Consider the following 23068-nt stretch of genomic DNA (forward strand, 5'->3'; position numbering starts at 1 on the left):
TGATTTAGATCACATATTATAGATAACAGCATAACAGTTACGGTAATATATTATTATTCAAATAAAGGCTGTGTCGCTCTCGCCTGGCTTTCCTTGCCCTTCTCCGCGTCGACATCAGCTGAAAACTGCATCGCCTGCACTCTCTAAAATATCAAGGTCAACATGAGTCTGTTTCCCGTTATCGTGGTGTTTGGTCTTTCCTTCCCACCGATATTCTTTGAATTGCTTCTGTCACTGGCGATTTTCTGGCTGGTGCGCCGGGTGCTGGTGCCTACGGGCATCTATGATTTTGTCTGGCATCCGGCGCTGTTTAATACTGCGCTGTATTGCTGTCTCTTTTACTTGATATCGCGCCTGTTCGTTTGAGGTTGAAGTGAAAACACTAACAAGAAAAATCTCCCGTACGGCCATTACCCTCGTTCTGGTCATCCTGGCGTTCATCGCTATTTTCCGCACCTGGGTCTATTACACTGAATCACCATGGACGCGTGACGCCCGCTTCAGTGCGGACGTGGTTGCCATCGCGCCGGATGTTGCCGGACTTATCACGCATGTTAATGTCCACGATAACGATCTGGTGAAGAAAGATCAGGTACTGTTCACCATCGATCAACCGCGTTACCAAAAAGCACTGGAAGAAGCTGAAGCCGATGTCGCCTATTACCAGGTGCTGGCGCAAGAGAAACGCCAGGAAGCCGGACGTCGTAACCGTCTTGGCGTCCAGGCGATGTCTCGTGAAGAGATCGATCAGGCCAACAACGTTCTGCAAACCGTATTACATCAGCTTGCCAAAGCGCAGGCGACCCGCGATCTCGCAAAGTTAGATCTTGAACGTACCGTCATTCGTGCCCCTGCGGATGGTTGGGTGACCAACCTGAACGTCTATACCGGTGAGTTTATCACCCGGGGTTCAACCGCCGTGGCGCTGGTGAAACAGAACTCTTTCTATGTACTGGCCTATATGGAAGAGACCAAACTGGAAGGCGTACGCCCTGGCTATCGCGCAGAAATTACCCCGCTGGGCAGCAACAAGGTTTTAAAAGGGAGAGTCGATAGCATCGCGGCAGGGGTCACCAATGCCAGCAGCACCCGCGACGATAAAGGCATGGCGACCATCGATTCGAATCTGGAATGGGTACGCCTCGCGCAACGCGTTCCGGTACGGATCCAGCTTGACGATCAGCAGGAAAACCTGTGGCCAGCCGGTACCACCGCGACTGTCGTGATCACCGGCAAGCAGGATCGTGATGAAAATAATGACTCGTTCTTCCGCAAAATGGCGCATCGTCTGCGCGAATTTGGTTAATCGCGATGGGCATTTTTTCCATCGCCAACCAGCACATTCGCTTTGCGGTCAAACTGGCCTGTGCGATTGTTCTCGCGCTGTTTGTTGGCTTCCACTTTCAGCTTGAAACGCCGCGCTGGGCGGTACTGACGGCAGCGATTGTCGCAGCGGGCCCGGCCTTTGCCGCTGGCGGCGAACCGTACTCCGGCGCGATTCGCTATCGTGGGATGTTGCGCATCGTCGGGACGTTTATCGGTTCAATTGCAGCGCTGGCGATCATCATTGCGATGATCCGCGCACCGCTGCTGATGATTCTTGTCTGCTGTATCTGGGCGGGTTTTTGTACCTGGATCTCCTCGCTGGTCCGCGTCGAGAACTCCTATGCGTGGGGGTTATCGGGCTACACTGCGCTGATTATCGTCATTACCATTCAAACCGAGCCGCTGCTGACGCCGCAGTTTGCCGTAGAGCGCTGTAGTGAGATTGTCATTGGTATTGTCTGCGCCATTATGGCGGATCTGATTTTTTCTCCGCGATCGATCAAACAGGAGGTGGATCGCGAACTGGATAGCCTGCTGGTGGCGCAGTACCAGTTGATGCAGCTGTGCATTAAGCATGGTGATAGCGAAGACGTGGATAAGGCCTGGGGCTCGCTGGTGCGTCGGGCAACCGCGCTGGAAGGAATGCGTAGCAACCTGAACATGGAATCCTCCCGCTGGGCGCGGGCGAATCGCCGCCTGAAGGCGATTAATACGCTGTCGCTGACCATGATTACGCAATCCTGCGAAACCTACCTGATCCAGAACACGCGTCCTGAGCTGATCACCGATACCTTTCGTGAGTTCTTCGCCATGCCGGTTGAAACCGCGCAGGATGTGCATAAACAGCTTAAGCGTCTGCGCCGGGTGATTGCATGGACTGGTGAGCGCGAAACGCCCGTTACGCTGTATACCTGGGCCGGAGCGGCCACGCGCTATCTGCTGCTCAAGCGTGGCGTGATCAGCAATACCAAAATCAGCGCCACGGAAGAGGAGGTGCTGCAGGATGAACCCGTGGTGAAAGTCGAATCTGCCGAGCGCCACCATGCCATGGTGAACTTCTGGCGCACCACGATCTCTTGCGTGCTGGGGACGCTGTTCTGGCTGTGGACCGGCTGGACCTCCGGTAACGGCGCCATGGTGATGATTGCGGTGGTCACTTCGCTGGCGATGCGTCTGCCGAATCCGCGCATGGTCGCCATTGACTTTATTTACGGGACGCTTGCCGCGCTACCCCTGGGGGCGCTCTATTTTCTGGTGATCCTCCCCAATACCCAGCAAAGCATGCTGCTGCTCTGTCTGAGTCTCGCGGTACTGGGGTTCTTTCTGGGGATCGAAGTACAGAAGCGGCGGCTGGGCTCTATGGGCGCGCTGGCCAGTACCATTAACATTATCGTGTTGGATAACCCGATGACCTTCCACTTCAGCCTGTTCCTGGACAGTGCGTTAGGGCAGATTGTGGGTTGTGTACTGGCCTTTCTGGTCATCGTGATTGTGCGCGATAACTCGCGCGACCGTACGGGCCGCGTGCTGCTCAACCAGTTCGTCTCTGCGGCGGTGTCGGCGATGACCACCAACGCGGTGCGACGCAAAGAGAACCATCTTCCCGCGCTCTATCAGCAGCTGTTTCTGTTGATGAACAAATTCCCCGGTGATTTGCCGAAGTTCCGCCTGGCGCTGACAATGATCATTGCGCACCAGCGCCTGCGGGATGCGCCGATTCCGGTCAATAGCGATCTCTCCGCCTTCCACCAGCAGTTGCGTCGTACGGCGGATCACGTCATTTCTGCCGTGAATGATGACAAGCGCCGACGCTACTTTGGTCAGCTATTAGACGAACTGGACGTGTATCAGGAAAAACTGCGGGTCTGGGAAGCGCCGCCGCAGGTCACCGAACCGGTGAAACGGTTGACCGGCATGTTGCACAAGTACCAGCATGCGCTAACCGACAGCTAACCCACAGAAACCGACGCCAAAAGCGTCGGTTTTTTTATGGCTATACTTATTCGATGTGCGCAACTCAGGACATCAGAAGGAGAAAACAGCATGCAAACGCTTCAGGACAACGAACTTTTTCAGACGGGATATCTGGTTGATGGGCGGTGGAAAACGCTTGATACCACCTTTGATGTGCTTAATCCGGCAACGGGCGAAACGATCGCGAAGGTGGCGAAAGCGGGGAAACAACAGACCGAAGAGGCCATTGCGGCGGCCAGTAAGGCATTTCCTGCCTGGCGGGCAAAAACGGCAAAAGAGCGCTCGGCGATTCTGTACCGCTGGTATGAATTGATCATCGAAAACAAGAGTTGGCTGGGACGGCTGATGACCATCGAGCAGGGTAAACCGCTGAAAGAAGCCGAGGGTGAGGTAGAGTACGCGGCCAGCTTTATTCAATGGTTTGCCGAGCAGGCGAAGCGCGCCAATGGTGAAATCATCCCGCCGATCAAACCCGGCTCCCGCATTCTGGCGACCCGCGAACCGATAGGCGTGGTGGCGGCAATCACGCCGTGGAATTTCCCGATGGCGATGCTGACCCGTAAGCTTGGCCCGGCGCTGGCGGCGGGCTGTACCGGGGTGATAAAACCGGCCAATAACACGCCGCTGAGTGCCTTTGCGCTACTTACGCTGGCGAAGAAAGCGGGGGTGCCCGATGGCGTACTCAACGCCGTAGCGGGCAATACGCCGGAAATCAGCGACGCCATCATGGCAAGCCATGAGGTGCGCAAAATTTCATTCACCGGTTCAACGGCAGTCGGTAAAACGCTGGTGCGTAACGCCGCAGAAACCATGAAGAAAGTATCGATGGAGCTGGGTGGTAATGCCCCCTACATCGTGTTTGACGATGCCGACATCGATGCGGCGGTGAAAGGCGCTATCGCCAATAAGTTCCGTAATGCCGGGCAGGTCTGCGTCAGCGTGAACCGCTTTTATATCCAGGAGGACGTCTACGATGAATTCACCCGAAAACTGGCCGATGCGGTTCAGGCATTGAAGGTGGGGAATGGTCTGGATGAGGGTGTAGTAGTGGGGCCGCTGATCGAACCTTCTGCGGTCGATAAAGTGCGTGAGCACGTTGAAGATGCCATTGCGAAAGGGGCAAAAGTGCTGGCGGGCGGGAAAGCGCACGCGCTCGGCGGCAACTTCTGGCAACCTACCGTGTTGGGTGAGTGCAGTGATGGCATGACGCTGGCGAGTGAAGAAACGTTCGGTCCTGTTGCCGCCTGCTTCCGCTTTACCAGCGAAGAAGAGGTGATTCAGCGTGCGAACAACACGCCGTTTGGCCTGGCCGCTTACTTTTATACGCAAAACCTGCAACGGGTGTTCCGTGTCTCCCAGGCCATTGAAAGTGGCATGATCGGGATAAACGAATGTGCAGTGTCCACCGAACTGGGACCGTTTGGCGGGGTGAAAGAGTCCGGACTGGGTCGTGAAGGATCGGTGCTGGGGTTAGACGAATTTCTGGAAGTGAAAACCCTGCATATTGGCGGCCTGTAGTTAGACTGAGGTCGGGAAGGTGGCAATAGATGAATATCTATACATTTGATTTTGATGAAATTGAAGATCAGGACGACTTCTACCGTGAGTTTGCGCGGATGTTCGGCCTTGCCAAAGAGAAAGTGAGTGACCTCGACTCTCTGTGGGACATCATCATGAGTGAAGCGCTGCCGTTACCGCTGGAGATCGAGTTTGTGCATCTACCCGACAAATCACGCCGACGTTATGGCGCATTGATTTTGTTGTTTGATGAAGCGGAAGAAGAGCTGGAAGGTCAACTGCGTTTTAATGTTCGTCATTGAGAGATAAAAAAAGCCCCCGACAGTCGGGGGCAAGGTCGTCGGACTAGACGACGAGGGTTTATTTGTACAATTCGGCAGTGGCATGCCAGGTGTCACCGCTACGCGCTTCGGTGATCTGATACGCTGATGCGCCTTTTTCCTGGGCTTTTTTGTTCAGCATTTCATGCATGTCCATTGGACTAGAGCCGATTGCACTTACGGAGACAGAGCCAATCGCTTCGCGATTTTGTGCTTGTTCTGCGCTAATAGAATCTGCGGCGAATGCGCCGAAAGAAAGAACAGAGAGAACGCTTAACGCAGCAACAGTTGTTTTGATTTTCATGATAAGTACCTCGTCGAATTTATTATTGGGGGTCTTCGTTTCGTGACCCTCATCACAAAATCAAGTATACACTAATCACGCGATAAATTAATACCACGCTAATTGTTTCGCTGATGGGTAAGTAATGAATATTTTGTTTTTTATGCTTATCTGGAATTAAAAAGTCATGGGATTTTATTTATATCTAATAAAATCATATGGATATTAAATTTTGCGATTTGTGCGGTTTTTCGTTTGCATATTCACTGTGTGAATGATTTTGGGCAGATAAACGCACTATTTGCTAAATAAGAGGCAGTTAAATTAACGGGGAACGGACGTTAATGCAGGGTTTTACCCCGCCACGTCGGCGGCGGGGTGGGAAGGGTCAAAGCTCTTGTTCGAACAGTTCAAGAATGGCTTCGTAGAGATCTTTCACCGTAAAGCCATTGGCCGGAGTGGTAAAAATGGTGTCATCCCCGGCGATGGTTCCGAGAATACCTTCTGCTTTGCCCAGGGAGTCCAGCAGGCGGGCGATCAATTGCGCCGCACCTGGGCTTGTGTGGATCACCACCACCGCATCGTTAAAGTCGATATCAAGAACCAGGTTTTTCAGCGGGCTGGAGGTAGTGGGTACGCCCAGTTCAGCCGGGAGGCAGTACACCATCTCCATTTTTGCGTTGCGGGTACGAACAGCCCCAAACTTTGTCAGCATGCGTGAAACTTTGGACTGGTTGATGTTATCAAAGCCCTGATCCTGCAATGCGAGGACAATTTCGCCCTGAGAGCTGAATTTTTCTTCTTTAAGTAGCGCTTTGAACGCTTTAACTAATTCTTCTTGCTTAGCTGAGCTTCGCATAAGTCACCCGTAGTATGAGAGTGGAAACAACATTATTATGCATACAGATGAATTTTTATGCAAACGGTCTGCCCAAATGAAGGCTGAAATAATGTTATGAAAGAGCGGAATTTTATCAAATTTCGTTATCAAGAAACATGCCTATGTCACGCCTCGCAAATAAGCTTAAAAGTAAATTAATTGTTATCAAATTGATGTTGTTTTGGGCTGACAGTAGGGTATATTGTCACCACCTGTTGGAAAGTTGCTCTACAGCACAGACATCTTCGGGTTACGTCAATTAAATGCATAAAAGCTAAATTCGCGTGACTACACAGAATTGAATACGGGTGATTGTGTTCATCGAAATTGTGGTTTAACGTCGCCGCCGCGGAGCAACAAACACTTAGTTTATCAATATAATAAGGAGTTTAGGATGAAAGTCGCAGTCCTCGGCGCAGCTGGCGGTATCGGCCAGGCGCTTGCACTACTGTTAAAAACCCAACTGCCTTCAGGTTCAGAACTCTCCCTGTACGACATCGCTCCAGTGACTCCCGGTGTGGCTGTAGATCTGAGCCATATCCCAACTGCTGTGAAAATCAAAGGCTTCTCCGGTGAAGACGCGACCCCGGCACTGCACGGTGCTGATGTGGTGCTGATCTCCGCAGGTGTGGCGCGTAAACCGGGTATGGACCGTTCCGACCTGTTTAACGTCAATGCGGGCATCGTGAAGAACCTGGTACAGCAGATCGCGACGACCTGTCCGAAAGCCTGCATCGGTATCATTACCAACCCGGTGAACACCACTGTCGCTATTGCCGCAGAAGTACTGAAAAAAGCGGGCGTTTACGACAAAAATAAACTGTTTGGCGTGACCACGCTGGACATTATCCGCTCCAACACCTTTGTAGCGGAACTGAAAGGTAAGCTGCCGACTGAAGTTGAAGTTCCGGTTATCGGCGGACACTCTGGCGTGACCATTCTGCCACTGCTGTCGCAGATCCCGGGCGTAAGTTTCACTGAGCAGGAAGTGGCTGACCTGACCAAACGTATCCAGAACGCTGGTACTGAAGTGGTTGAAGCGAAGGCGGGTGGCGGATCGGCAACCCTGTCTATGGGCCAGGCGGCCGCGCGTTTCGGTCTTTCACTGGTTCGCGCACTGCAGGGCGAAAAAGGCGTTGTAGAATGTGCCTACGTTGAAGGCGATGGCCAGTACGCACGTTTCTTCTCTCAGCCGCTGCTGCTGGGTAAAAACGGCGTGGAAGAGCGTCAGTCTATCGGCAAACTGAGCGCATTCGAGCAGAACGCGCTGGAAGGCATGCTGGATACCCTGAAGAAAGATATTCAGCTGGGCGAAGAGTTCGTTAACAAGTAAGTACGATTGCCGGATGGTGGTGTAAACACCTTATCCGGCCTACAAACTCATCGAGACGCATAAAAAACCGGAGCGGGCTCCGGTTTTTTTTACATCTCAATTAAGGTTAATTCGTTGCCGGGTATTCCTGGATGGTGACCTGTAGCGTCAGTTGCTTATCATCACGCATGACAATCACCGGAATCACCGATCCGGGGCGAATCTCTGCCACCTGGTCCATTGTTTCCAGTGCGGAGACTGCGGGCCTGCTGTTCACGGAGATAATCAGATCGTTAACCTGAATACCGGCCTGTGCCGCTGGGCCATCAGGTGCCACTTCATTGACGACGATCCCCTGAATCTGATCTATGCCACCGCCCTGGGTGTGCAGTGGGGCGATTTCACGACCGCCAATCCCAATGTAGCCACGAATAACACGACCATCGCGGATCAGCTTATCCATAATCTTGGTCGCCAACTGGAACGGAATGGCAAAGCCGATCCCTTCTGGCGTTTCGCCGTCATTGCTTTTATCAAATGACAGAGTGTTGATGCCCATGAGTTCGCCCAGCGAGTTCACCAGTGCACCGCCGGAGTTACCGTGGTTGATAGAAGCATCCGTTTGCAGGAAGTTCTGTCGTCCGGTTGGGTTCAGGCCGATGCGCCCCGTAGCGCTGATAATGCCCTGAGTGATGGTCTGTCCGAGGTTATAGGGGTTACCGATCGCCAGCACCACGTCGCCGATATGCGGTGAACGTCCGGCATTGATCGGAATCGTCGGCAGACCGCCAGTGGCATTGATTTTCAGTACCGCCAGATCGGTCAACGTATCGGAGCCGACCAGCAGCGCCTCAAACACTCGTCCGTCCTGTAAAGCGACGATAATCTGATCGGCATCGTTGATCACATGCTTGTTGGTAATGATGTAGCCGCGCTGATCCATAATCACACCGGAACCCAGAGTGCGGATTTCCAGTTGATTATGCGCGGTGCTGTTCATACTGCGGTTATAGACGTTGACCACAGCAGGGGCCGCGCGACGTACCGCAGAGTTATAGCTGGCGGGCGTCTCGTCGGCACTGTCATATTGCGGCGCAGAAAACGTGTTGATTTTGCGAAGCGAAGGCATGGCGGCCAGAAGAATGGCGCCAACAATCAAACCAATTGCGACCGAACGTAAGAGCTTCACTAACATGATGGAGGCGTCATTAATAAAGGGAACGGCAGCAGCATATCACGAGTTAACCGGACATCACACGCGAGGCTGATGTCCGGCAGCCTGGATTTAGCGCAGGAGCAGATAAATGCTCTCGTTACCGCGGACTATCTGTAGCGCGATAATGGACGGTTTGGCTTCCAGCACTTTGCGCATCTCGGCGATAGAGTTCACCCGGTCACGGTTGACCCCAATGATCACATCATCCTTTTGCAGACCGGCCTGTGCGGCGGGGCTGCTCTTTTCAACGCTGTCAATTTTGATGCCTTTACTGCCGTCTTTAAGCTGACCGTCACTCAGCGTCGCCCCCTGCAATGCCGGGGCAATCATCTCCGCGCTGGCAGACGACGAGGTGCTGGTATCGAGCGTCACTTCCACCTCCAGCGGCTTGCCGTTACGCAACAGGCCCAGCTTCACTTTGGTGCCGGGTTCTGTGGTGGCAATTCGGGAGCGCAGTTCGGCAAAACTGTTGAGCGGTTTACCGTTGAGGCTGGTGATCACATCGCCGGACTTAATGCCCGCTTTGGCGGAACCGGAGTTCGGCAGCACTTCGCTGACAAAGGCACCGCGCTGTACGTCCATTTTGAACGCTTTGGCGATGTCGGCAGTCATTTCGGTGCCTTTAATGCCCAGAAGACCGCGCTTGATTTCACCAAACTGAATCAGTTGCTGCGCCAGGATGCGGGCCATATTACTGGGGATGGCAAAACCGATCCCAACGCTGCCGCCGCCAGGTGCAAGGATGGCGGTGTTAATACCGATCAGTTCACCGTTCAGGTTAAGCAGCGCGCCGCCGGAGTTCCCGCGGTTAATAGAGGCGTCGGTTTGAATAAAGTTTTCCAGACCTTCCAGATTCAACCCGCTGCGCCCCAGCGCCGAGACGATACCGGAAGTTGCAGTTTGCCCCAGGCCAAACGGGTTACCGACTGCCACGGCGAAATCACCGACGCGCAGTTTATCCGAGTCGGCGATGGCGATTTGCGTCAGCTTGCTGGCGTTTTGAATTTGTAGCAGGGCGATGTCGCTTTGATCGTCGCTGCCAATCAGTTTAGCCTCGAACTCACGTCCATCATTCAACTGGACGCTGATCTTCTGCGCCTGATTAATCACGTGGTTATTGGTCAGAACATAGCCTTTCGCGGCGTCGATAATGACCCCAGAACCCAGCCCTTCAAACGGCTGCGCCTGCTGATCCGGCAGGTCATCACCAAAGAATTTTTTAAACTCTTCCGGGACTTTCTGCGTTTGGGTTGCGGTGCCTTCAACCTTCACGCTAACGACGGCAGGCAGCACCTTTTCGAGCATCGGGGCGAGACTGGGAAGCGCGGGCTGGCCGGGAACCTGGCCTGGAATCGACGCAATGGCCTGAAATGGCGCCGAGAGAGTTAACCCGACACTTAACGCTAATGCACTCAACAGCTGGGTTTGTATTTTCATTGATCCTGCTCTCGTACCTTGAGTAAAGGGAAAGACGATTCAAAACAGTTTGATGTTATTGAATTTTCAATCTGCTAACAATGCGGATAATGATTAAATGATAGTCGGGACGGGAGATAAGAGGTGGGCGCAATCGCTGCGCCCAGGAAAAATATTAACGATGTGCGATTAGTCGCGCTTTGCACCACTACGCAGCAGGCCGGATGCGCCTTCGGAATAGTCACGCGGCATTTGTACCGGTGCCTGATCGTTGCCGGCTTCAGACTCGGCCAGACGGTTACGGAACGGGTTAGATTCCGCTGACAGTTCCGGCAGCAGGCTGCTGGAGCTTTTCGCCATGTGCTGATACAGCTGGCGGTAATCGTGGGCCATGGTGTCCAGCAACTCAGCGCTGCGGGCAAAATGGCTGACCAACTCTTCACGATACTCTTCCAGCTCGGCTTTATTCTTTTCCAGTTCGTACTGCAACGCCTGTTGCTGACGTAATTTCCGGTTACCAAAACGCATGGCTACAGCACCGACGATGATGCCGACGACTAACCCAATTAGCGCATATTCCCAGGTCATGAACATCTCCCGCTGTCTTTTGTTTCCGTAGGGTGTTGGCTTTAGGCTCCATGCCTGCGCCTGATACTGCCACTATAACCGCTAATCCCGCAGAAGTGGAATCCCGTCTTTATATCGCGTAGTGTAGAACGGCCTTTTTTTCGTCAACCGTGAACGACGGCACACCGATTTTCAAGGAATAACAATAACATCATGCAAAGCTTTACCCCCACATCCCGTTATCTGAAAGCCATTAGCGAGGGTACTCACCAGCCCGATGACGTGCAAAAAGAGGCGGTCAATCGTCTGGAGATTATTTATCAGGCGTTGACCTCGAACAAAACCTCAGTCCCTGAAACAAAAGGGTTTATGGCCCGCGTCGGTAAGCTGTTGGGAAAAAAGGAAGCGGCGCATAGCGCTTCGGTGCGAGGCTTATATATGTGGGGGGGCGTAGGGCGAGGGAAAACCTGGCTGATGGATCTGTTCTACCATAGCCTGCCAGGCGTTCGGAAGCAGCGCCTGCACTTCCATCGCTTCATGCTGCGCGTGCATGAGGAGTTAACGGCTCTGCAGGGGCAAACCGATCCGCTTGAAATCCTGGCCGACCGCTTTAAGGCCGAGACGGATGTGCTGTGCTTTGATGAGTTTTTTGTTTCTGATATTACTGACGCCATGCTGCTCGGCGGCCTGATGAAGGCGCTGTTTGCGCGCGGTATTACGCTGGTGGCGACATCGAACATTCCGCCTGATGAGCTCTACCGTAACGGGTTACAGCGCACGCGTTTTCTTCCCGCGATCGATGCGATTAAACAACATTGCGACATCATGAACGTAGACGCGGGTGTGGATTATCGTCTGCGGACGTTGACCCAGGCGCATTTGTGGCTCTCACCGCTGAACAATGAAACGCAGCAGCAGATGGACAACCTCTGGTTGGCATTGGCGGGTGTCAAACGTGAACAGGGGCCGGTTCTGGAGATCAATCACCGCCCGTTGCCGACGCTGGGCATGGAAAACCAGACGCTGGCGGTGTCATTTCACACCCTGTGCGTCGATGCCCGTAGCCAGCATGACTACATTGCGCTGTCACGGTTGTACCATACGGTAATGCTGTTTGACGTACCGGTGATGACGCCGCTGATGGAAAGCGAAGCGCGCCGTTTTATCGCGCTGGTGGATGAATTTTATGAGCGCCACGTCAAGCTGGTGGTGAGCGCCGCCGTGCCTCTCTATGAGGTGTATCAGGGCGAGCGACTGAAGTTCGAATTTCAGCGCTGTCTGTCGCGTTTGCAGGAGATGCAGAGCGAAGAGTATCTGAAGCGGGAACATATGCCCTGACGCCTACCAACAAACTGTTGAGCAAATCACATTTAGGGGTCGATCTTTGACCCCGACTTCTCTATAATCTTGCGACCCCACGTTACAAGAAAGTTTTTTCCCAAAACTTTTTGTGTGCTGGCATTGGCTATTCGAAGGGGTAGGTTTGCCGGACTTTGTCGTGTGAACCTCAACTGACATAACGTTTGGGTGTTCACCAACGTGTAACTTATTTATTGGGTAAGCTTTTAATGAAAACTTTTACAGCTAAACCAGAAACCGTAAAACGCGACTGGTACGTTGTTGACGCGACCGGTAAAACTCTGGGCCGTCTGGCTTCTGAACTGGCTCGTCGCCTGCGCGGTAAGCATAAAGCGGAATACACTCCGCACGTAGATACCGGTGATTACATCATCGTTCTGAACGCTGACAAAGTTGCTGTAACCGGCAACAAGCGTACTGACAAAGTGTACTATCACCACACCGGCCACATCGGTGGTATCAAAGAAGCGACCTTTGAAGAGATGATTGCCCGCCGTCCTGAGCGTGTGATTGAAATCGCGGTTAAAGGCATGCTGCCAAAAGGCCCGCTGGGTCGTGCTATGTTCCGTAAACTGAAAGTTTACGCTGGCAACGAGCACAACCACGCGGCACAGCAACCGCAAGTTCTTGACATCTAATCGGGATTATAGGCAATGGCTGAAAATCAATACTACGGCACTGGTCGCCGCAAAAGTTCCGCAGCTCGCGTTTTCATCAAACCGGGCAACGGCAAAATCGTTATCAACCAACGTTCTCTGGAACAGTACTTCGGTCGTGAAACTGCCCGCATGGTAGTTCGTCAGCCGCTGGAACTGGTCGACATGGTTGAGAAACTGGATCTGTACATCACTGTTAAAGGTGGTGGTATCTCTGGTCAGGCTGGTGCGATCCGTCACGGTATCACCCGCGCTCTGATGGAGTACGATGAGTCCCTGCGTGGCGAACTGCGTAAAGCTGGCTTCGTTACTCGTGATGCTCGTCAGGTTGAACGTAAGAAAGTCGGCCTGCGTAAAGCACGTCGTCGTCCGCAGTTCTCCAAACGTTAATTGTTTTCTGCCTTTGGCAGATTACCGTTGGCGAAAAACCCGCTTCGGCGGGTTTTTTTATGAATAAACCTGGCGTAATCCTCTGACAAAACCCTCTTTTTCCCCATTTCCAGAATCGACTCACCACAAAGGTCACAAAATCTGGTAAACTATCATCCAATTTTCCGCCCAAATATCGGGTATTGCTCATTTTTTGTTTGCTTTTTGAACGATGATGACTTTTCCGAAGTGGGTGTCATCACTTCTGACTGGCCATGCGATGGCCGGTAGCAGTAAAAATTCTGAATATACCTGGAGGTTTTCATGGCTGTCGCTGCCAACAAACGTTCGGTAATGACGCTGTTTTCTGGTCCTACTGACATCTATAGCCATCAGGTCCGCATTGTGTTGGCGGAGAAAGGTGTAAGTTTCGAGATCGAGCACGTGGAAAAGGACAATCCCCCGCAGGATCTGATTGACCTCAACCCGAATCAGAGCGTCCCGACACTGGTGGATCGTGAGCTGACCCTGTGGGAATCTCGCATCATTATGGAATACCTGGATGAGCGTTTCCCTCATCCGCCATTGATGCCGGTTTACCCGGTGGCACGTGGTGAAAGCCGCCTGTACATGCACCGTATCGAAAAAGACTGGTATACGTTGATGAACGTCATCGTTAACGGGTCTGCTTCAGAAGCTGACGTTGCCCGCAAACAACTGCGTGAAGAGCTGCAGGCGATTGCACCGGTATTCGGTCAGAAACCGTATTTCCTGAGCGATGAATTCAGCCTGGTGGATTGCTACCTGGCGCCGCTGCTGTGGCGTCTGCCGCAGTTGGGAATTGAGTTCAGTGGGGCGGGCGCGAAGGAGTTGAAAGGTTATATGACCCGCGTCTTCGAGCGTGATTCTTTCCTGGCGTCCTTAACCGAAGCTGAACGCGAAATGCGTCTTGGCCGGGGTTAATACTGATGGATTTGTCACAGCTAACACCACGTCGTCCGTATCTGCTGCGCGCTTTCTATGAGTGGTTGCTGGACAACCAGCTCACGCCGCACCTGGTGGTGGATGTGACGTTGCCTGGTGTGCATGTCCCAATGGAATATGCACGCGACGGGCAGATTGTCCTGAACATTGCGCCGCGTGCGGTGGGAAATCTGGAGCTGGCAAATGACGAGGTGCGTTTTAACGCCCGTTTTGGCGGTGTTCCACGTCAGGTTTCTGTGCCGTTAGCAGCAGTGCTGGCTATTTATGCGCGTGAAAACGGTGCCGGAACGATGTTTGAACCGGAAGCGGCCTATGACGAGGATGTTGCCAGTCTCAACGATGATGATGCGGCATCTGGCGCAGAGAGCGAAACCGTTATGTCAGTCATTGACGGTGATAAGCCGGATCATGATGATGACAACAGCCCGGATGACGATCCGCCACCGCCGCGTGGTGGCCGACCGGCATTACGTGTTGTTAAATAGATGAAAACAGGCCCAGTGAGGCCTGTTTTTGATCGCGCCGACCACGGTTTCGCCCTCCTTCCGATCCTGTGTTACGATGAGCCTGCTGTTGTTTGTCACCGTGATTCGCAAATAGGTCTTATGAACGCATTCGATTCGCAAGCAGAAGATTCTCCCGCTACCATTGGGCGTAGCCTTCGTCGTCGTCCGCTGGCGCGTAAAAAGCTGTCGGAAATGGTCGAGGAAGAGTTAGAGCAGATGATCCGTCGTCGTGAATTCGGCGAGGGAGAACAGTTGCCGTCCGAGCGGGAACTGATGGCCTTTTTCAACGTCGGTCGTCCTTCTGTACGTGAGGCGTTGGCAGCGCTGAAGCGTAAAGGTCTGGTGCAAATCAACAACGGCGAACGCGCCCGCGTTTCGCGTCCTTCGGCGGACACCATCATTGGTGAACTGTCCGGAATGGCGAAAGATTTCCTCGCGCATCCTGGCGGTATTGCCCACTTTGAGCAATTGCGTCTGTTCTTTGAGTCCAGCCTCGTGCGTTATGCCGCGGAGAATGCGACAGAGGAACAAATCGATCTGCTGACAAAAGCACTGGAGATCAACAGTCAGTCGCTGGATGATAACGCGCTGTTCATCCGTTCAGATGTCGATTTTCATCGCGTGCTGGCGGAGATCCCCGGCAATCCGATCTTTATGGCGATCCACGTTGCGCTGCTTGACTGGCTGATCGCCGCTCGCCCGACCGTGTCGGATCGTGAGCTTTACGAGCACAATAACGTGAGTTATCAGCAGCATATTGCCATCGTAGAGGCCATTCGCCAGCACGATCCGGATGAAGCCGACCGCGCCTTGCAATCTCATCTCAACAGCGTTTCCGCCACCTGGCACGCGCTCGGTAAAAATTCAAAAACACGTAAGTGATCGCGATCCTGACGATCGTTTAGTGAAGCAGATCGCACTATAAGCGTTCTGTATTGTGCTGCTGCTTATTTGATCTGGTATAACAGGTATAAAGGTATGCAGTTAGATAACACTAATCATGACAGAGGTCGTTATGGCAAAAGATTTACGAGGCGTGATGCCAGCGTTGTTAACCCCCTTCGATAACCAACAAAAACTGGATATTGAGAGCCTGCGCCGACTGGTGCGTTTTAACATCGCTCAGGGTATTGATGGGCTGTACGTCGGTGGCTCTACCGGCGAAGCCTTTGTGCAGAACTGTGCGGAAAGGGAGCAGGTGCTGGAAGTGGTCGCGGAAGAGGCGAAGGGCAAGGTGACGCTTATCGCTCATGTTGGAACGGTCAGCACTCACGAGAGCCAGCAACTCGCTCGCGCAGCGCACCGTTACGGCTTTGACGCCGTCTCTGCGGTAACGCCGTTCTACTATCCGTTCAGCTTTGAAGAACACTGCGATCATTACCGGGCCATTATTGATTCAGCAGATGGCCTGCCGATGGTGGTCTATAACATTCCGGCGTTGAGTGGCGTGAAGTTAACGCTGGATCAGATCAACACGCTGGTGACATTGCCTGGCGTTGGCGCACTGAAACAAACGTCGGGCGATCTGTTTCAGATGGAACAGATCCGCCGCGCGCATCCGGATCTGGTGCTCTATAACGGTTATGACGAAATTTTCGCTTCTGGCCTGCTGGCCGGAGCGGACGGTGGTATCGGCAGCACTTACAACATCATGGGCTGGCGATATCTGGGAATTGTGAAAGCGCTCAAAGAAGGCGACATCCGGACGGCGCAAAAACTGCAAACAGAGTGCAATAAGGTTATCGATCTCCTTATTAAGGCCGGCGTGTTCCGTGGGCTGAAAACGGTTCTGCACTATATGGACGTGGTTTCTGTACCACTGTGCCGTAAGCCGTTTGCCCCTGTAGAGGAAAAATACGTGCCTGCGCTGAAAGCACTGGCGGAACAATTGATGGCGGAACGTTCCTGATGGGGTGCCGGATGGCGCTGATGCTTATCCGGCCTACAAAACACAACACGATACGTAGGCCGGATAAGGCGAAGCCGCCATCCGGCAATACAATAAAAAAATCGTCGGGAGAGTAAAATGAGTACTTCTACCCAAAGCATCCCGTGGTATCGCCATCTCAACCGGGCACAATGGCGGGCATTCTCCGCCGCATGGCTGGGATATTTGCTGGATGGTTTTGATTTTGTGTTGATTGCCCTTGTGCTGACGGAAGTACAGGGAGAATTTGGGCTGACGACGGTTCAGGCGGCGAGTCTGATTTCGGCAGCTTTTATTTCCCGCTGGTTTGGCGGGTTAATGCTGGGCGCAATGGGCGACCGTTATGGACGCCGTCTGGCAATGGTCACCAGTATTATTCTGTTTTCAATGGGGACGCTGGCCTGTGGTTTTGCGCCGGGTTACACCACCATGTTTATCGCCCGACTGGTGATTGGCATGGGGATGGCGGGCGAATACGGCTCCAGTGCAACCTATGTTATTGAAAGCTGGCCGAAGCATCTGCGTAATAAGGCCAGTGGTTTTCTTATCTCGGGCTTCTCCGTTGGCGCCGTGATTGCGGCTCAGGTCTACAGCCTGGTTGTGCCGGTCTGGGGCTGGCGCGCGCTGTTCTTCATTGGCATTCTGCCGATTATTTTTGCCCTCTGGCTGCGGAAAAACATACCGGAAGCTGAGGACTGGAAAGAGAAGCATGCAGGCAAAGCGCCGGTACGTACGATGGTTGATATTCTCTATCGGGGTGAGCATCGCGTCGTCAACATTCTGATGACAATAGCAGCGGCGGCGGCACTGTGGTTCTGCTTTGCCGGCGACCTGCAAAATGCGGCGATTGTCGCGGTACTGGGTTTGCTGTGTGCGGTGATCTTCATCAGCTTCATGGTACAAAGCAGCGGCAAGCGCTGGCCGACGGGCGTCACGCTCATGGTTGTCGTCTTGTTTGCTTTCCTCTACTCGTGGCCGATTCAGGCGCTGTTGCCTACCTATCTGAAAACTGAACTGGCATACGATCCTTCCACCGTGGCGCGCGTGCTCTTCTTTAGCGGCTTTGGCGCCGCGGTCGGTTGCTGCGTGGGTGGCTTCCTCGGAGACTGGCTGGGGACCCGCAAAGCTTATGTGTGCAGCTTGCTGGCCTCACAGGTGCTGATCATTCCGGTGTTTGCGATAGGTGGTACTAACGTCTGGGTGCTCGGCTTTCTGCTGTTTTTCCAGCAGATGCTGGGACAAGGGATCTCCGGGATCTTGCCGAAATTGATTGGCGGCTATTTCGATACCGATCAGCGTGCGGCCGGTCTGGGCTTCACCTATAACGTCGGGGCGCTCGGCGGGGCATTGGCACCGATTCTGGGGGCGCTGATTGCCCAGCGTCTGGATCTGGGGACCGCGTTGGGATCGCTCTCTTTCAGCCTGACCTTTGTGGTGATCCTGCTGATTGGTCTGGATATGCCGTCCCGCGTCCAGCGCTGGCTGCGACCTGAGGCGCTGCGTACCCATGACGCTATCGACGGTAAACCGTTTAGCGGTGCCATCCCGTTCGGCGGTGATAAAAGCCCTTTAGTCAAAAGCAAAAGTTAATCCACTTGCCCGGTCCTGTACCGGGCAGCATTCGTAAGGGAAGAGGTATGTCGTTACTTGCACAACTGGATAAAAACATTGCCGCGCAGGGTGGTCTGATTGTCTCCTGCCAGCCGGTTCCCGGCAGCCCACTGGATAAACCTGAGATTGTGGCGGCGATGGCGCTGGCGGCAGAGCAGGCGGGTGCCGTCGCGTTGCGTATTGAAGGTGTTGAGAATCTGAAGGCGACGCGTGCCGTCGTTTCCGTACCGATAATTGGCATTCTCAAGCGCGATCTTGCGGATTCTCCGGTGCGCATTACCGCGTTTCTGGAGGATGTCGATGCGCTGGCGCAGGCCGGTGCGGACATTATTGCGATTGACGGGACTGACCGTGTGCGTCCGGTGCCGGTTGCAGCGCTGCTGACCCGTATTCATCATCACCAGTTGCTGGCAATGACCGATTGCTCCTCGCTGAAGGACGGTCTGGCCTGTCAGGCGCTCGGTGCAGAAATTATTGGCACCACGCTTTCGGGTTACACCACGGCAGAAACGCCTGCAGAGCCGGATCTGGCGCTGGTGAAAGCGCTGAGCGAAGCCGGTTGTCGGGTGATTGCCGAAGGCCGTTACAACACCCCAGCGCAGGCTGGTGAAGCGATGCGACACGGTGCCTGGGCGGTGACGGTCGGATCTGCAATTACCCGGCTGGAGCACATCTGCGAGTGGTATAACACGGCGCTGAAAAAGGCGGTGCTATGACGACACTGGCAATTGATGTTGGCGGCACGAAACTTGCCGCCGCGCTGGTGGAGGATGATTTGCAGATTCGCGAACGTCGCGAGCTGCCCACGCCTGCCAGTAAAACGTCGCAGGCACTGTGCGACGCGCTGAAAACGCTGGTGCAACCGTTGCAGGCACAGGCGCATCGGGTGGCAATTGCTTCGACGGGGATTATTCGTGAAGGGAATCTGCTGGCGATTAACCCGGGGAACCTGGGCGGATTGCTTCACTTTCCGCTGGTGCAGACGTTAGAAGCCCTCACCCGTTTACCAACGCTGGCGGTCAACGATGCACAGGCCGCCGCATGGGCGGAGTATCACGCCATGGCCGATGATACGCGCGATATGGTGTTTATCACCGTTTCAACCGGTGTGGGCGGAGGGGTGATCAGCGGCGGTCGTTTAGTTACCGGCACTGGCGGCCTGGCCGGACACCTGGGACATACCCTCGCGGATCCTAATGGACCGGTGTGCGGCTGCGGGCGGGTGGGGTGCGTCGAGGCGATCGCGTCGGGGCGCGGGATTGCCGCAGCGGCACAAGGGGCGCTCGCCGGATGTGATGCGAAAACCATTTTTTCCCGTGCGGCAGAGGGTGATGAACAGGCCAGTCGTCTGGTCGCATACTCCGCACAGGTGCTGGCGCGGCTGATAGCCGATACGAAAGCGATCACCGATTGCCAGCGGGTGGTTGTCGGCGGCAGCGTTGGACTGGCGCAAGGGTATCTGGCGCAGGTCCGCGCCTGTCTCGAACAGATGCCCCCGGTTTATCACGTTGAATTAAGCGCAGCACACTACCGTCACGACGCGGGACTGCTGGGCGCGGCATTGTTAGCACAGGGAGAAAAAGGATGATATTGGGTGAAGTTAGTTCGTTGTCCGCAGCGGGTCTGCATCCTGTACTGGAAGAGGCGCTGACGCTGGCGTTGACCGCCAGACCACAAGAGCAAGCCCCTGGTCGCGTTGAGCTACGCGGGGACGATATCTTTATGAATGTGATGCAGTTTGCCACGCAATCGTCCACAGAGAAAAAGGCAGAGCGGCACGAGCAGTATATCGATATCCAGCTATTACTGACCGGGGAGGAGCGTATTCAGTTCGGCGTGGTCGATTCCGCGCGCCAGTGTGAAGAGGTGCATGTAGAAGAGGACTATCAGCTTTGCCGTGAGATTGCTGATTGCCAGACCATTTCCCTACAGCCTGGTATGTTCGCGGTGTTTATGCCAGGAGAACCACACAAGCCAGGATGCTGTGTTGGTGAACCGAAAGAGATTAAGAAAGTTGTCGTGAAGGTGCGCGCCAGCCTGTTAGCCGCATGAAAAGGCCGGATGGTTTTTACCATCCGGATTTACGTTTTTATATTCCTTCCGTTCATCATTCCGTCAAACGCGTTTCTGAGGATTCAATTTTCTGCGCTGTCAGTGCTATTTGCGAACGGATGAGTTCATCTGCCAGTAATTTTTCGTCAGGTAATTGCACTTTGTACTCGCTTGCCATCACAGTATTCGGTAAACCGTTCAGCGCGTAGTGTGCTTCTCCAGCTCCTTTTCCCGCACACAGGATTAACCCGACTGGCGGATTTTCCCCAGGCATTGTCCAGTGCTCTTTAGCGTAGTTCAGGTACATGTTCATTTGTCCTGCGTCGGCATAGCTGAATTTTCCCACTTTCAGGTCAACGACTAACAGACAGCGCAAGCGGCGATGGAAGAAAAGCAGGTCGACGCGAAACCAGCTATCGTCAATGCGCAATCGGCGCTGGCGGCTGACAAAAGCGAAATCGTCACCGAGCTCAAGCATAAACTCCATCAGATGATTTATCAGTGCTTCTTCCAGATCGGATTCCGAATACACATCCTTTAGTTCGAGGAATTCGAGAATAAAGGGATCGCGTATTGCGTGTTCTGGTAAGACGTCGGGCACGGTGAGTGCGGCCTGTTGCAGCAATGCGGGTTTATCATGAGACAGCATTGTCCGTTCATAAAACTGAGAAGCGATTTGCCGATCGAGTTGTCGTACCGACCAACCGTTGCGTAATGTCTCTTTCTCGTAAAAGGTGCGGGCATCTGCGTTTTTAACCGACAGGAGCCGGACATAGGCTGACCAGGGCAACGGGAATATCCTGGCGAGTTGTATGAGATTTATAGATTCACCAGACACCGTCTGGTGAATTTCAATATGCTGAAAATAAAGATAAAAAGCTCTAATTTGACGCAGGTTTCCGGTTGAGAAACCTCGTTTATAGCGCCGGGTTAAATCAACGGACAGTTGCTCAATCAGTTGAGTACCATAAGCTGCCCGTGCTTCTCCGCCCTGCTCAAACTCGACAATGCGTCGGCCAATTTCCCAGTACGTCGCCGTCATGATCGCGTTGATGTTGCGGACGGTCTCTGTCCTGGCGGTATCCAACAGATGGATAATGCCGTCGTGGATTTGCTGATAATCGTCTGTGTGTTGTGCTGATGTTGTTGCCATCATATTATCCCTGACATGATAGTTACGAATTGAAAATATATCGCTATCAGTATACTTAAGGGATATGCGGTCAATTCTTCTCAGCCCATTACATCCACTTACGGCGATATTTGCGAGCCGCTTTCGAAGAATGGAGGTGGGATAATGTGAAGAACAAGAGTGACTCCCCATCCCTGAGCGAGTTCTCGGGGCAGGGGAGTCAGAAAGGTTTACTACACTTCCAGCCAGTTCATGATCCCGTCAGCTGCTTTGCGCCCTTCGGCAATGGCGGTAACCACCAGATCCGAACCGCGCACAATGTCACCACCGGCGAAGATTTTCGGGTTGCTGGTCTGGAAAGCGTTGTCGCTGCCTTCCGGGGCGATGATTCGACCCTGAGAATCCAGTTCGACGCTGTGTTTCGCCAGCCACTCCATGCTGTGAGGACGGAAACCAAACGCCATGACCACGGCATCTGCCGGCACGATGTGCTCGGAACCCGCTACGATCTCCGCACGGCGGCGGCCTTTCGCATCCGGCGCACCCATTTCGGTACGCGCCATTTTCACGCCGCAGACCTTACCATTGGCGTTTACTTCCACGCCCAGCGGCTGCACGTTGAACTGGAACTCAACGCCTTCCTCGCGCGCGTTCTTCACTTCGCGGCGGGAGCCCGGCATGTTCTCTTCATCACGACGATAGGCGCAGGTGACGTGCGTTGCGCCCTGACGAACGGAGGTCCGCACGCAGTCCATGGCGGTATCGCCGCCGCCCAGCACCACCACGCGTTTCCCTTCCATATTGACGTACGGCTCGTCGGTGGTTTCACCAAAGCCCATGATCTGCTTGGTGTTGGCGATCAGGAACGGCAGGGCATCGAATACGCCATCGGCATCTTCGTTTTCCAGCCCGCCGCGCATGGACTGATAGGTGCCGACGCCGAGGAATACCGCATCGTACTCTTTCAGCAGGTCGTCGAGCTGTACATCACGACCCACTTCCACGTTCAGTTTGAACTCGATCCCCATACCGGTGAAAATTTCACGGCGGCGGGTCATCACCTCTTTTTCCAGTTTGAAGGCCGGAATGCCAAAAGTCAGCAGGCCGCCGATCTCCGGATGCCTGTCAAACACCACGGCCTTCACACCGTTGCGGGTTAACACGTCGGCACAGGCCAGTCCAGCCGGGCCGGCGCCGATGATCGCCACCCGTTTGTCGGTCTGGCGAACGCCGGTCATATCCGGACGCCAGCCCATTTCAAACGCTTTATCATTGATATAACGCTCGATGTTGCCGATGGTGACGGCGCCAAACTCATCGTTCAGCGTACAGGAACCTTCGCAGAGTCTGTCCTGTGGGCACACGCGTCCGCACACTTCGGGCAGCGTATTGGTCTGGTGAGACAGTTCCGCTGCTTCAAAGATTCGTCCTTCATTGGCGAGCTTCAGCCAGTTTGGAATATAGTTATGAACCGGACATTTCCACTCACAGTACGGGTTGCCGCAGGACAGACAGCGGTCTGCCTGCGCTTTTGCCTGACCTTCTGAAAACGGTTCGTAGATTTCAATAAACTCGATTTTGCGGATCTTCAGCGGCTTCTTCGGCGGATCAACACGCTGCAGGTCGATAAACTGGTATACGTTCTGACTCATTGTTGCTA

The 23068-nt window shown here is 53.8% G+C and carries 24 protein-coding genes; 17 read left to right on the forward strand and 7 right to left on the reverse strand.

Annotated elements, in window-relative coordinates; genetic code table 11:
• The first annotated feature begins 162 nt into the window (after positions 1–162).
• The 5 genes from aaeX (at position 163) to QQZ17_RS04905 (ending at position 5120) form a co-directional block, all read left to right on the forward strand.
• On the forward strand, positions 163–366 hold the full coding sequence (gene aaeX / locus QQZ17_RS04885; RefSeq protein ID WP_000051841.1) for a p-hydroxybenzoic acid efflux pump operon protein AaeX: 204 nt from the start codon (positions 163–165) through the stop codon (positions 364–366).
• Between the two features lie 7 nt (positions 367–373).
• Positions 374–1306: a p-hydroxybenzoic acid efflux pump subunit AaeA gene (gene aaeA, locus QQZ17_RS04890; protein WP_152406186.1), complete on the forward strand. Its 933-nt coding sequence runs from the start codon at positions 374–376 to the stop codon at positions 1304–1306.
• 5 nt (positions 1307–1311) lie between these two features.
• Positions 1312–3279: a p-hydroxybenzoic acid efflux pump subunit AaeB gene (gene aaeB, locus QQZ17_RS04895; RefSeq protein WP_152406185.1), complete on the forward strand. Its 1968-nt coding sequence runs from the start codon at positions 1312–1314 to the stop codon at positions 3277–3279.
• Positions 3280–3369: 90 nt separating this feature from the next.
• On the forward strand, positions 3370–4818 hold the full coding sequence (locus QQZ17_RS04900; protein WP_152406184.1) for an NAD-dependent succinate-semialdehyde dehydrogenase: 1449 nt from the start codon (positions 3370–3372) through the stop codon (positions 4816–4818).
• Between the two features lie 29 nt (positions 4819–4847).
• Complete coding sequence (locus tag QQZ17_RS04905; RefSeq protein WP_152406183.1) at positions 4848–5120, forward strand: barstar family protein; 273 nt, start codon at positions 4848–4850, stop codon at positions 5118–5120.
• A gap of 58 nt (positions 5121–5178) precedes the next feature.
• Here the strand turns inward: QQZ17_RS04905 and yhcN are convergent, their stop codons facing one another.
• Both yhcN and argR read right to left on the reverse strand, forming a co-directional pair.
• Entirely contained in the window at positions 5179–5442 is a 264-nt protein-coding gene (gene yhcN / locus QQZ17_RS04910) for a peroxide/acid stress response protein YhcN (protein WP_042324990.1), read from the reverse strand.
• Positions 5443–5809: 367 nt separating this feature from the next.
• Positions 5810–6280 carry a transcriptional regulator ArgR gene (argR, locus tag QQZ17_RS04915; protein ID WP_042324992.1) on the reverse strand — a complete coding sequence of 157 codons (471 nt, stop codon included), beginning with the start codon at positions 6278–6280 and terminating at the stop codon, positions 5810–5812.
• A 415-nt stretch (positions 6281–6695) separates the two neighbouring features.
• On the opposite strand from argR, the gene mdh reads away from it, so the two are divergent.
• Entirely contained in the window at positions 6696–7634 is a 939-nt protein-coding gene (mdh, locus tag QQZ17_RS04920) for a malate dehydrogenase (protein ID WP_152406182.1), read from the forward strand.
• Positions 7635–7740: 106 nt separating this feature from the next.
• Here the strand turns inward: mdh and degS are convergent, their stop codons facing one another.
• The 3 genes from degS to zapG form a co-directional block, all read right to left on the reverse strand.
• The gene (gene degS / locus QQZ17_RS04925; RefSeq protein ID WP_152406181.1) at positions 7741–8808 is read right to left on the reverse strand and encodes an outer membrane-stress sensor serine endopeptidase DegS; all 1068 of its coding nucleotides are present in this window, start codon (positions 8806–8808) and stop codon (positions 7741–7743) included.
• A gap of 90 nt (positions 8809–8898) precedes the next feature.
• Entirely contained in the window at positions 8899–10266 is a 1368-nt protein-coding gene (gene degQ / locus QQZ17_RS04930) for a serine endoprotease DegQ (protein WP_152406180.1), read from the reverse strand.
• A 168-nt stretch (positions 10267–10434) separates the two neighbouring features.
• On the reverse strand, positions 10435–10833 hold the full coding sequence (zapG, locus tag QQZ17_RS04935) for a Z-ring associated protein ZapG (protein WP_043001761.1): 399 nt from the start codon (positions 10831–10833) through the stop codon (positions 10435–10437).
• A gap of 192 nt (positions 10834–11025) precedes the next feature.
• Between zapG and zapE the strand changes: the two genes are divergently transcribed.
• The 11 genes from zapE (at position 11026) to nanQ (ending at position 20276) form a co-directional block, all read left to right on the forward strand.
• Positions 11026–12150, forward strand: a complete 1125-nt coding sequence (gene zapE / locus QQZ17_RS04940) for a cell division protein ZapE (RefSeq protein ID WP_152406179.1) — start codon at positions 11026–11028, stop codon at positions 12148–12150.
• Between the two features lie 230 nt (positions 12151–12380).
• Positions 12381–12809 (forward strand): 50S ribosomal protein L13, encoded by a 429-nt coding sequence (gene rplM, locus QQZ17_RS04945; protein ID WP_046488313.1) that lies wholly within the window; start codon positions 12381–12383, stop codon positions 12807–12809.
• 15 nt (positions 12810–12824) lie between these two features.
• A complete protein-coding gene (rpsI, locus tag QQZ17_RS04950) occupies positions 12825–13217 on the forward strand; it encodes a 30S ribosomal protein S9 (protein ID WP_000829815.1) in 393 nt (130 codons plus the stop codon).
• Positions 13218–13520: 303 nt separating this feature from the next.
• The gene (sspA, locus tag QQZ17_RS04955; RefSeq protein WP_042998321.1) at positions 13521–14159 is read left to right on the forward strand and encodes a stringent starvation protein SspA; all 639 of its coding nucleotides are present in this window, start codon (positions 13521–13523) and stop codon (positions 14157–14159) included.
• A 5-nt stretch (positions 14160–14164) separates the two neighbouring features.
• Positions 14165–14665 carry a ClpXP protease specificity-enhancing factor gene (gene sspB / locus QQZ17_RS04960; RefSeq protein ID WP_152406178.1) on the forward strand — a complete coding sequence of 167 codons (501 nt, stop codon included), beginning with the start codon at positions 14165–14167 and terminating at the stop codon, positions 14663–14665.
• 111 nt (positions 14666–14776) lie between these two features.
• Positions 14777–15568 (forward strand): transcriptional regulator NanR, encoded by a 792-nt coding sequence (gene nanR, locus QQZ17_RS04965; RefSeq protein ID WP_152406406.1) that lies wholly within the window; start codon positions 14777–14779, stop codon positions 15566–15568.
• Between the two features lie 133 nt (positions 15569–15701).
• Positions 15702–16595 (forward strand): N-acetylneuraminate lyase, encoded by an 894-nt coding sequence (gene nanA / locus QQZ17_RS04970; protein ID WP_152406177.1) that lies wholly within the window; start codon positions 15702–15704, stop codon positions 16593–16595.
• 117 nt (positions 16596–16712) lie between these two features.
• Positions 16713–18203 carry an MFS transporter gene (locus QQZ17_RS04975; protein WP_152406176.1) on the forward strand — a complete coding sequence of 497 codons (1491 nt, stop codon included), beginning with the start codon at positions 16713–16715 and terminating at the stop codon, positions 18201–18203.
• Positions 18204–18250: 47 nt separating this feature from the next.
• Positions 18251–18940: an N-acetylmannosamine-6-phosphate 2-epimerase gene (locus QQZ17_RS04980; RefSeq protein ID WP_152406175.1), complete on the forward strand. Its 690-nt coding sequence runs from the start codon at positions 18251–18253 to the stop codon at positions 18938–18940.
• On the forward strand, positions 18937–19812 hold the full coding sequence (nanK, locus tag QQZ17_RS04985; RefSeq protein ID WP_152406174.1) for an N-acetylmannosamine kinase: 876 nt from the start codon (positions 18937–18939) through the stop codon (positions 19810–19812). Before QQZ17_RS04980 ends, nanK begins: the two co-directional genes overlap by 4 nt.
• Positions 19809–20276 (forward strand): N-acetylneuraminate anomerase, encoded by a 468-nt coding sequence (gene nanQ, locus QQZ17_RS04990; protein WP_152406173.1) that lies wholly within the window; start codon positions 19809–19811, stop codon positions 20274–20276. The genes nanK and nanQ overlap by 4 nt, the downstream gene beginning before the upstream one ends.
• 55 nt (positions 20277–20331) lie before the next feature.
• On the opposite strand, the gene QQZ17_RS04995 is transcribed toward nanQ, so the two are convergent.
• Together QQZ17_RS04995 and gltD are read right to left on the reverse strand one after the other, a co-directional pair.
• Positions 20332–21429 (reverse strand): PDDEXK nuclease domain-containing protein, encoded by a 1098-nt coding sequence (locus QQZ17_RS04995; RefSeq protein WP_152406405.1) that lies wholly within the window; start codon positions 21427–21429, stop codon positions 20332–20334.
• A 212-nt stretch (positions 21430–21641) separates the two neighbouring features.
• Positions 21642–23060 (reverse strand): glutamate synthase subunit GltD, encoded by a 1419-nt coding sequence (gene gltD, locus QQZ17_RS05000; RefSeq protein ID WP_152406172.1) that lies wholly within the window; start codon positions 23058–23060, stop codon positions 21642–21644.
• Positions 23061–23068: the final 8 nt, after the last annotated feature.

Origin of the sequence: Citrobacter sp. T1.2D-1 (genome assembly GCF_950098555.1) — a bacterium.
GTDB lineage: Bacteria > Pseudomonadota > Gammaproteobacteria > Enterobacterales > Enterobacteriaceae > Citrobacter_A > Citrobacter_A telavivensis.

Coding starts and splice junctions, on each gene's coding strand:
- aaeX (WP_000051841.1), top strand. CDS start 163: ATGAGTCTGTTTCCCGTTATCGTGGTGTTTGGTCTTTCCTTCCCACCG.
- aaeB (WP_152406185.1), top strand. CDS start 1,312: ATGGGCATTTTTTCCATCGCCAACCAGCACATTCGCTTTGCGGTCAAA.
- QQZ17_RS04900 (WP_152406184.1), top strand. CDS start 3,370: ATGCAAACGCTTCAGGACAACGAACTTTTTCAGACGGGATATCTGGTT.
- QQZ17_RS04905 (WP_152406183.1), top strand. CDS start 4,848: ATGAATATCTATACATTTGATTTTGATGAAATTGAAGATCAGGACGAC.
- yhcN (WP_042324990.1), bottom strand. CDS start 5,442: ATGAAAATCAAAACAACTGTTGCTGCGTTAAGCGTTCTCTCTGTTCTT.
- argR (WP_042324992.1), bottom strand. CDS start 6,280: ATGCGAAGCTCAGCTAAGCAAGAAGAATTAGTTAAAGCGTTCAAAGCG.
- mdh (WP_152406182.1), top strand. CDS start 6,696: ATGAAAGTCGCAGTCCTCGGCGCAGCTGGCGGTATCGGCCAGGCGCTT.
- degS (WP_152406181.1), bottom strand. CDS start 8,808: ATGTTAGTGAAGCTCTTACGTTCGGTCGCAATTGGTTTGATTGTTGGC.
- degQ (WP_152406180.1), bottom strand. CDS start 10,266: ATGAAAATACAAACCCAGCTGTTGAGTGCATTAGCGTTAAGTGTCGGG.
- zapG (WP_043001761.1), bottom strand. CDS start 10,833: ATGACCTGGGAATATGCGCTAATTGGGTTAGTCGTCGGCATCATCGTC.
- zapE (WP_152406179.1), top strand. CDS start 11,026: ATGCAAAGCTTTACCCCCACATCCCGTTATCTGAAAGCCATTAGCGAG.
- rplM (WP_046488313.1), top strand. CDS start 12,381: ATGAAAACTTTTACAGCTAAACCAGAAACCGTAAAACGCGACTGGTAC.
- rpsI (WP_000829815.1), top strand. CDS start 12,825: ATGGCTGAAAATCAATACTACGGCACTGGTCGCCGCAAAAGTTCCGCA.
- sspA (WP_042998321.1), top strand. CDS start 13,521: ATGGCTGTCGCTGCCAACAAACGTTCGGTAATGACGCTGTTTTCTGGT.
- sspB (WP_152406178.1), top strand. CDS start 14,165: ATGGATTTGTCACAGCTAACACCACGTCGTCCGTATCTGCTGCGCGCT.
- nanA (WP_152406177.1), top strand. CDS start 15,702: ATGGCAAAAGATTTACGAGGCGTGATGCCAGCGTTGTTAACCCCCTTC.
- QQZ17_RS04975 (WP_152406176.1), top strand. CDS start 16,713: ATGAGTACTTCTACCCAAAGCATCCCGTGGTATCGCCATCTCAACCGG.
- QQZ17_RS04980 (WP_152406175.1), top strand. CDS start 18,251: ATGTCGTTACTTGCACAACTGGATAAAAACATTGCCGCGCAGGGTGGT.
- nanK (WP_152406174.1), top strand. CDS start 18,937: ATGACGACACTGGCAATTGATGTTGGCGGCACGAAACTTGCCGCCGCG.
- nanQ (WP_152406173.1), top strand. CDS start 19,809: ATGATATTGGGTGAAGTTAGTTCGTTGTCCGCAGCGGGTCTGCATCCT.
- QQZ17_RS04995 (WP_152406405.1), bottom strand. CDS start 21,429: ATGGCAACAACATCAGCACAACACACAGACGATTATCAGCAAATCCAC.
- gltD (WP_152406172.1), bottom strand. CDS start 23,060: ATGAGTCAGAACGTATACCAGTTTATCGACCTGCAGCGTGTTGATCCG.